Origin of the sequence: Streptomyces glaucescens, from assembly GCF_002154375.1 — a bacterium.
Lineage (GTDB): Bacteria > Actinomycetota > Actinomycetes > Streptomycetales > Streptomycetaceae > Streptomyces > Streptomyces glaucescens.
In genome coordinates, this window is sequence record NZ_MUND01000565.1 from 1 (window position 1) to 6328 (window position 6328).

The following is a 6328-nucleotide window of genomic DNA, read 5'->3' on the forward strand; positions in this document are numbered from 1 at the left end:
CTCGTTCCAGGCGGTGATGAAACCGAAGAGCGAGGTGGCCATCAGACCGGGGGCGAGCAGCGGGAACGCGACCCGCCGGAACGCCCCGAGCCGCGTGCAGCCGTCGACCTGCGCGGCTTCCTCCAGTTCCGGCGGGATGGTGGCGATGAAGCCGCGCAGCACGATGACGGTGAAGGGGAGGGTGACCATGAAGTACACCAGCGTCAGGGTGACGAGCCGGTCCAGCATGTCGGTGTCGCGGGCGATGATGTAGACCGGGATGATCAGGGACTCCCACGGTGCCATCTGGGCGATGAACACGGCGAGGACGAACGGGCGGCGGCCGCGCCACCGCATCCGGGCGACGGCGAAGGCCGCCCCGAGGGCGACGACCAGGGACAGCAGGACGGCGCCGGCCGTGACGAGCAGGCTGTTGCGCCAGAACTGGCCGAACCCCTCGGCCTCCACGGCGGTACGGAAGTGCTCGAGCGTCCAGGTGTGCGGGATGAGCCGCGGCTCGGAGGACTGGATGTCCCGGGACGGCTTGAGAGCTGTCGTCGCCATCCAGTACACGGGGAAGACACAGACCAGCACGGTCAGGGCGGCGCCCGCGTGGAGCGGGAGGCGCCGCAGCCGGCGGCGGACCGGGGTGCCGGCCGTGGCACGGGGCGGACCGGTCGTGGCACGGAAGGCGCCGGCCGTGGCACGGGAGGCGCGGACGCTGCTCAACTCTCGTTCTCCTGTCGGAACATCTGGCGGAAGTAGAGGACGAGCACACCCGACATCAGTACGACCGTGATCATGGACGCCGCCGAGCCGAGGTCGTAGCGCTGGCCGGAGAGGGCGGTCTGCACCGCGTAGACGGGCAGGATGGTGGTGGCGTCCCCGGGGCCGCCTTTGGTCATCACCCAGATCTGCACGAACGCCTTGAAGGTCCAGATCACCTCCAGGCAGAGCACCAGCATCACGATCGGCCGGATCATCGGGAAGGTAACCGAGCGCAGGACCCTGAGGCCCCCGGCTCCGTCGATGCGCGCGGACTCGTGCAGTTCGGCGGGGACGGTGGTGAGCGCGGAGTAGAGGGTGATGGCGGCGAACGGCACGGACTGCCAGACCACCAGGGTGACGAGGATGGCGAACGCGGCGGTGCCGTCGGCGAACCACGGGTACCGCTCGAAGGACTCGGCGCCCAGCGAGGTCAGCGCCCAGTTGACGACGCCGAACTCCGAGTGGAACAGCCACTGGAAGACGGTGGTCGCCGCCACCACCGGCATCGCCCAGGCAAGGACGAGCGAGCTGAGGACGACGGTCCGCCAAGCCTTCCCGAGCCGCTCGGCCATCAGGGCCACGAGCAGCGCGATCACCATGATGAGGACGACGTTGACCGTCATGAACAGGAAAGTGCGGCGTACGACCGTCCAGAACCGCGGGTCGGTCAGTAAGGTCCGGTAGTTGTCCAGGCCGACGAAGTCGGCGTCCCCCGCGATGAGTTCGCGCAGCCGGAAGTCCTGGAGGGAGATCAGGACGGCGCGGGCGAGCGGGTAGAGGAGCAGGTAGAGCATGCCGATGACGGCGGGCGCGACCAGCAGGTAGGGCCAGGGGCCGGAGCGGTCGCCGCCCGCGCGATCGCCGGTGCGGCGGCGGACCGGCGGCGGGAGGCAGGCCCGGGCCGGCCGGGAGCGGAGGCCGGGGCGCGGGGCGGCTCGCTCATCGCCCGCCTCACCGGCCTTGCTCGACTCACCGGTCTCGCCCGCCCGGCTGGCCTGGCCGGCTTTGCGGGCCCGGCCGGGGCGGCCGGCCTTGGTTGCCGACACGGCTCCTCCTCTCGACGAAAGCGTCCGCTGGTGACGGCTGATGACGGCTCAGGACGCGCTGTTCATCGCCCGGGTGATCTCCTCGGACGCCTTGGCCGCCTCCCGCTCCATGTCGCCGCCGGTGAGCGCGGCCGTCATGTAGTCCTTGATCGGGTTCTCCGCCTCCACGGCCGCCCAGCCGGGCGTGTTGGGCGTGGCACGGCCTTGGGCGGCGCCCACGGCCATGGCGGCGGCCCCCGGGTCGGAGGCGACGGCGGAGGCGAGAGAGGTCTTGTTCGGTACGTAGCTCATGGCGAGGGCCAGCTTCTTCTGCCAGATGTCGCCGGTCAGTTCCTTGATGAAGGTGTAGGCGGCGTCCTGGTGCTGTGAGGCGACCGGTATCACCAGATCCGAGCCGCCGGTGAAGACGGCGCCGGGTTTGTCGGCCGTCTTGCCCGGGATGGGGAAGAACCCGAGCTTGCCCTTGAGTTCGGGATTGTGCTCGGTGATGACGTTCGCCCCGCCCGGGACGGAGATGATCTGGGCGACCTTGCCGCCCGCCATGACCTCGGCCTGCGGCGGGTTGGCCTCGTCAGCGTCCTTGGGGCCCTTGCCCAGCGCCTGGAGCTCTTCGTAGAACCGCATACCGGCCAGCGCCTGGGGGGTGTCGAGTGCGCCCTTCCACGTCCCGCCCTCCTGGACGGCGAGGTCGCCTCCTTCGTCCCAGATGAAGCCGGCGAGTGCGTACCAGGTCTGACCGGTGAGATAGATGCCCTGCTGATCACCCCTGTTCAGCTTGCGCGTGGCAGCGAGCCACTGTTCCCTGGTGCGGAGTTCAGCCGGGTCGACGCCGGCCCGCTGGAAGAGGTCCTTGCGGTAGACGACGACGCGGTTGGCCGCGTAGTACGGGATGCCGTACTGCCTGTCCTTCCAGGCACCGGGCTCGCCCAGCCCGTTCAGCCAGGTGCCGCCGCCCAGGTCGGCCTTCTTGTCGGTGAGATCGACCAGGCCGCCGCTCTGCGCGTACTGGGCGACCTGGGTGTTGCCGACTTCGATGACGTCGGGGGCGTCGTTGCTCGCCAGTGCGGCGGTGACCTTCTGCCCGATCCCGTCCCACTCCTGGATCTGGATCTTCAGGTCGAAGTCGGGGTGGGCCTTGGCGAACGCGTCCGTGAACTCCTTCTGGAAGGCGGCGGAGACGCTGTCCCGCATCAGCCACACGGTCAGCTCGGACGCGCCACCGCTGCCGTCGGCGGTCTCGCCGGAGCCGGAGGAGCAGGCGCTCAGGAGGGCGGTCAGCACGAGGAGGGACGACGTACCGGCGAGCATGCGGAACTTCACGGTTCACCTCGAAGTTGCTCAGGGATGACGCGGTACTACGGGGCAGGCGGAGCAGCACCCCAGGGACCTGACCACTTGCCCAACTGGACAAGTGACATGTTGGTGAGGGAAGAAACTGGCATGGACCAATGAGGCCGTCAACCCCTCTCAACACAGAGGACTTTGACGGCGATCAGCGGCATGATCGCGGTTCACGGTTCGATCCACAGCCGATCGGGAGACGTGAACTGGTCCTTACCAGTGACCTCTTGCGGCAGGATGCCGGAAGCTGGTCAGATGCATCCACGCGTACCGGCGTGGGAGAGGGGACAGCGCGGATGGGCGGCAGGGAACCGGCAACGGCCACGGCGACCGGTGCCGCGGGAACGGGAGGATCCGAGACGCCCCGGCCGGGCGCGGCGCCCCGAGAGGGCGAGCCGGACGGAGTCCGCCCCGGCGGCGTGCTCAAGCGTGAGCGGGTCCGCGACGCGGTGCTGACCATGGTCGAGGAGCGCAATCCGGGGGACGCCATCCCCTCCGAGCGGACGCTGTGCGTCCAACTCGGCGTTTCACGGCCTACGCTGCGGGCAGCCGTCGACGAACTGGTCACCGCCGGCATCCTCGTCCGCGAGCACGGCCGGGGTGTGTTCGTCGCTCCCGAGAAGATCACCCAGGAACTCGTGCAGGACCGGTACTCGCTCAGTGTTCCGCAGGCGGCCGGTACCTGGACCAGCCGGCTCCTGGAGTTCACCACCATGCCGGCGGGCGCCCGGGTGGGCCGCAAACTGCGCCTCTCCCCCGCCGCCGAGATCTTCTACGTGGCCCGGCTACGACTGGTCGACGGCTCCCCGATGGCCATCGAGCACCTGCACATCCCCGCCGCCCTGGTCCCCGGCCTCACCGCTCGCGAACTGGAACACGGCGACCTCTACCAGCACCTGCGCACCCAGCACGGCGTGCACGTGAGCGAGGCGACGCAGGCGATCGAACCGACCGTGGTGACGCGCGCCGAGGCGGAGGTACTGGACGTGCCCGAACTCTTCCCCGCCCTCCTCTTCGAGCGCCTGACCAGCGACTCCACCGGGCGGCCTGTGGAGTACGTCCACTCGATCTATCGCGGTGACCGCTACCGCATCGTCTCCCGCCTGAAGCTCGCCGCTGACGCGGCACCCGCCGAGCCGCCGGCCGGGCACCATCCGGGCATCCCGCCCGGCGACTTCACCCACGGCAACCCGGTCGCGGCCTCGACACTCGGAGACGTGCAGGGGTAGATGCGTCCTGCCCTTGGGCTCGGCCGTTCGGGACCCTTACCGCGGGTCTTCCTGTCCGGCGTCGGTGGTGAGCGCCTCGCGCATGGTGCGCAGCCGCCGGTACTGGCGATTCCCGTACAGGATGAGCCAGAGCAGAAAGGCTCCGGCGACCACGGCCATGCCGACTGCCTGCCGCGGGCCCGCGGTGAGTGCCATGAGCACCACGAGGACCGCCCACATGACGGCGAGGACGATCTGAGCCGCGACGCGGTGGCGGGTGCGGTGCAGACGCTGCTCGACCACGTCACGCATGGCCTGCCGCTCCCGGGCGTCGGTGGGTACCTCGCCCCGGCGCAGCTTCCGGTCGAGCGAGACGAGGTCGTCCACCGACCCTCCGGCGGCCCGCTTCTCCTTCCTCCGTACGACGGTCAGGACGATGACACCGCCGAGTGAGGCGACAGCCATGCGGGTCACGACCGAGGCGACCGAGCGTTCCGGGAACAACAGCAGGACCACGGCGCTGCTGACGAGCACGGAGAGCGTGATCTGCAACCACAGGTGCTTGCCGAGATAGTCGTTGACGCGTTCCACGGGCTGCCTCCTCGCTATGTCCGTGTCCGGCGGCGGACGACGAGGACCCGCATCGTCAGTGCGACGGCCAGCAGCACCCAGGCCGCGGCGCTGTAAGCCCACGCGGTCGTTCCGCGCACGGCGCCGACGGAGGCCCAGACCGCCCACGCGGCGACCAGGACCCACAGCGCGGTCCACGCGATGTCGGCGATCCGGGCGGGCAGTTGGGCGCGCTGTCTGGTACCGGGTTCGAGCGTGCCGAGTCCCGTTTCGTGCTGGGACTTGTCTCGTGTCATGGACGGTTCCTCCGAGAGTGTGAGGGTGTGTCCCTGGCACGCTTCGGTTACCCCCGGGGTACTACGCCAAGCCGCCAAGTGGGCTTCCCTATACGGAGGATGAGCCTCCACGGGACGGCACCTCCCCCGCGGACCCGGACCGGGTCAGGCGGCGGGCAGCGGTCGGTTCCCGTCCGGGTGCAGGCGGTCGGAGAGGAAGGCGAGGATCTCGTCGCGGGCCCGGACCGTGGGGTGGCCCGCCTCGTCGACGAGATGGGCGGTGACCACGCTGTGCGGGGTGCCGACCAGATCGGCGAAGAAGGGCGGCGGGGCCGGGTTGGCGGCGCTGTCGGGGAGGACGCGCCCGTCGAACGCGTCGCCGAGCAGCGACCGGTAGGCGGCGAAGCGCTGCCCCGTGCACCAGCGGTCGCCCTCGAAGCGGTAGGCGAGGACGGTGAGACCGTCGCGGTCGAGCCGGTCGCGCACCGCGCGCGCGTCCGCCGCGTCGAGTTCGAGTCCGCCGGGGTCGTCGAGCGGCAGCGACGGGTGGTTGACCACCGGGGCGATCACCGCCGGCTCCACGGCCATGGTGAGGGCGAAGTTGCCGGTGAAGCACAGTCCGATCGCGCCCACCCCGGGCCCCCCGCACGCGGTGTGGGCTTGGCGGGCCAGGCCGCGCAGCCAGAGCGTCACCGGGCTGGTGCCGCCCCCGGCGAAGGCGCGGAACTCGGCGCTGACACAGGCGCGGCGGACGACCTCGCGGCCGCCCTCGACCGTGGGGAAGGCGCCGTCCGTCCCGAACAGTGAGGGCACATGGACGGTGAAGCCCGCGTCCCGCACCCAGCGCGCGAGCCGCAGGACGTCGGGACTGATGCCCGGCATCTCGGGCAGCACCACGACCGCGGGCCCGTCCCCGGCTACGTACACCGTCTTCTCCACCCCCTCCACGGCCACGCTGCGGCGGGTGAAGTCGGTGATCGGATCGTCGTTGCTCGTGAGACTCATGGGGACAGCCTGGTCCCGGGGCCGGTCGCCGGGTGAGGGGCGGGATCGCCGGGGCCAGGGGTAATCTCGCCATGCGCGAGGCGGGTCGAGCGCTACGCGGGTCGGTGACCGGGGGCCGGCCGGGACACCAGGGGGT

Annotated in this window: 7 protein-coding genes; 1 reads left to right on the top strand and 6 read right to left on the bottom strand. The window is 70.6% G+C overall.

Features of this window, described 5'->3' with window-relative positions:
* The 3 genes from CCN42_RS31925 to CCN42_RS31935 all read right to left on the bottom strand — a co-directional run.
* On the bottom strand, nt 1–612 hold a 612-nt coding region (locus CCN42_RS31925; protein WP_245877562.1), incomplete at its 3' end, for a carbohydrate ABC transporter permease.
* A gap of 92 nt (nt 613–704) precedes the next feature.
* On the bottom strand, nt 705–1793 hold the full coding sequence (locus tag CCN42_RS31930) for a carbohydrate ABC transporter permease (protein WP_086740828.1): 1089 nt from the start codon (nt 1791–1793) through the stop codon (nt 705–707).
* 48 nt (nt 1794–1841) lie between these two features.
* The gene (locus CCN42_RS31935; RefSeq protein ID WP_086740830.1) at nt 1842–3113 is read right to left on the bottom strand and encodes an extracellular solute-binding protein; all 1272 of its coding nucleotides are present in this window, start codon (nt 3111–3113) and stop codon (nt 1842–1844) included.
* A 479-nt stretch (nt 3114–3592) separates the two neighbouring features.
* Here CCN42_RS31935 and CCN42_RS31940 point away from each other — a divergent pair, with 479 nt between their 5' ends.
* Nucleotides 3593–4363, top strand: coding sequence for a GntR family transcriptional regulator (locus CCN42_RS31940; protein WP_245877563.1), 771 nt, complete (start codon nt 3593–3595; stop codon nt 4361–4363).
* Nucleotides 4364–4399: 36 nt separating this feature from the next.
* Here CCN42_RS31940 and CCN42_RS31945 read toward each other — a convergent pair whose 3' ends face one another.
* From CCN42_RS31945 to CCN42_RS31955, 3 genes are all read right to left on the bottom strand, one after another.
* Nucleotides 4400–4933, bottom strand: a complete 534-nt coding sequence (locus tag CCN42_RS31945; RefSeq protein WP_086740834.1) for a hypothetical protein — start codon at nt 4931–4933, stop codon at nt 4400–4402.
* Nucleotides 4934–4947: 14 nt separating this feature from the next.
* The gene (locus CCN42_RS31950) at nt 4948–5208 is read right to left on the bottom strand and encodes a hypothetical protein (protein ID WP_086740836.1); all 261 of its coding nucleotides are present in this window, start codon (nt 5206–5208) and stop codon (nt 4948–4950) included.
* Nucleotides 5209–5352: 144 nt separating this feature from the next.
* Nucleotides 5353–6192 (bottom strand): dienelactone hydrolase family protein, encoded by an 840-nt coding sequence (locus tag CCN42_RS31955; RefSeq protein ID WP_086740838.1) that lies wholly within the window; start codon nt 6190–6192, stop codon nt 5353–5355.
* Nucleotides 6193–6328 lie beyond the last annotated feature (136 nt).

Coding starts and splice junctions, on each gene's coding strand:
- CCN42_RS31955 (WP_086740838.1), bottom strand. CDS start 6,192: ATGAGTCTCACGAGCAACGACGATCCGATCACCGACTTCACCCGCCGC.
- CCN42_RS31940 (WP_245877563.1), top strand. CDS start 3,593: ATGGTCGAGGAGCGCAATCCGGGGGACGCCATCCCCTCCGAGCGGACG.
- CCN42_RS31950 (WP_086740836.1), bottom strand. CDS start 5,208: ATGACACGAGACAAGTCCCAGCACGAAACGGGACTCGGCACGCTCGAA.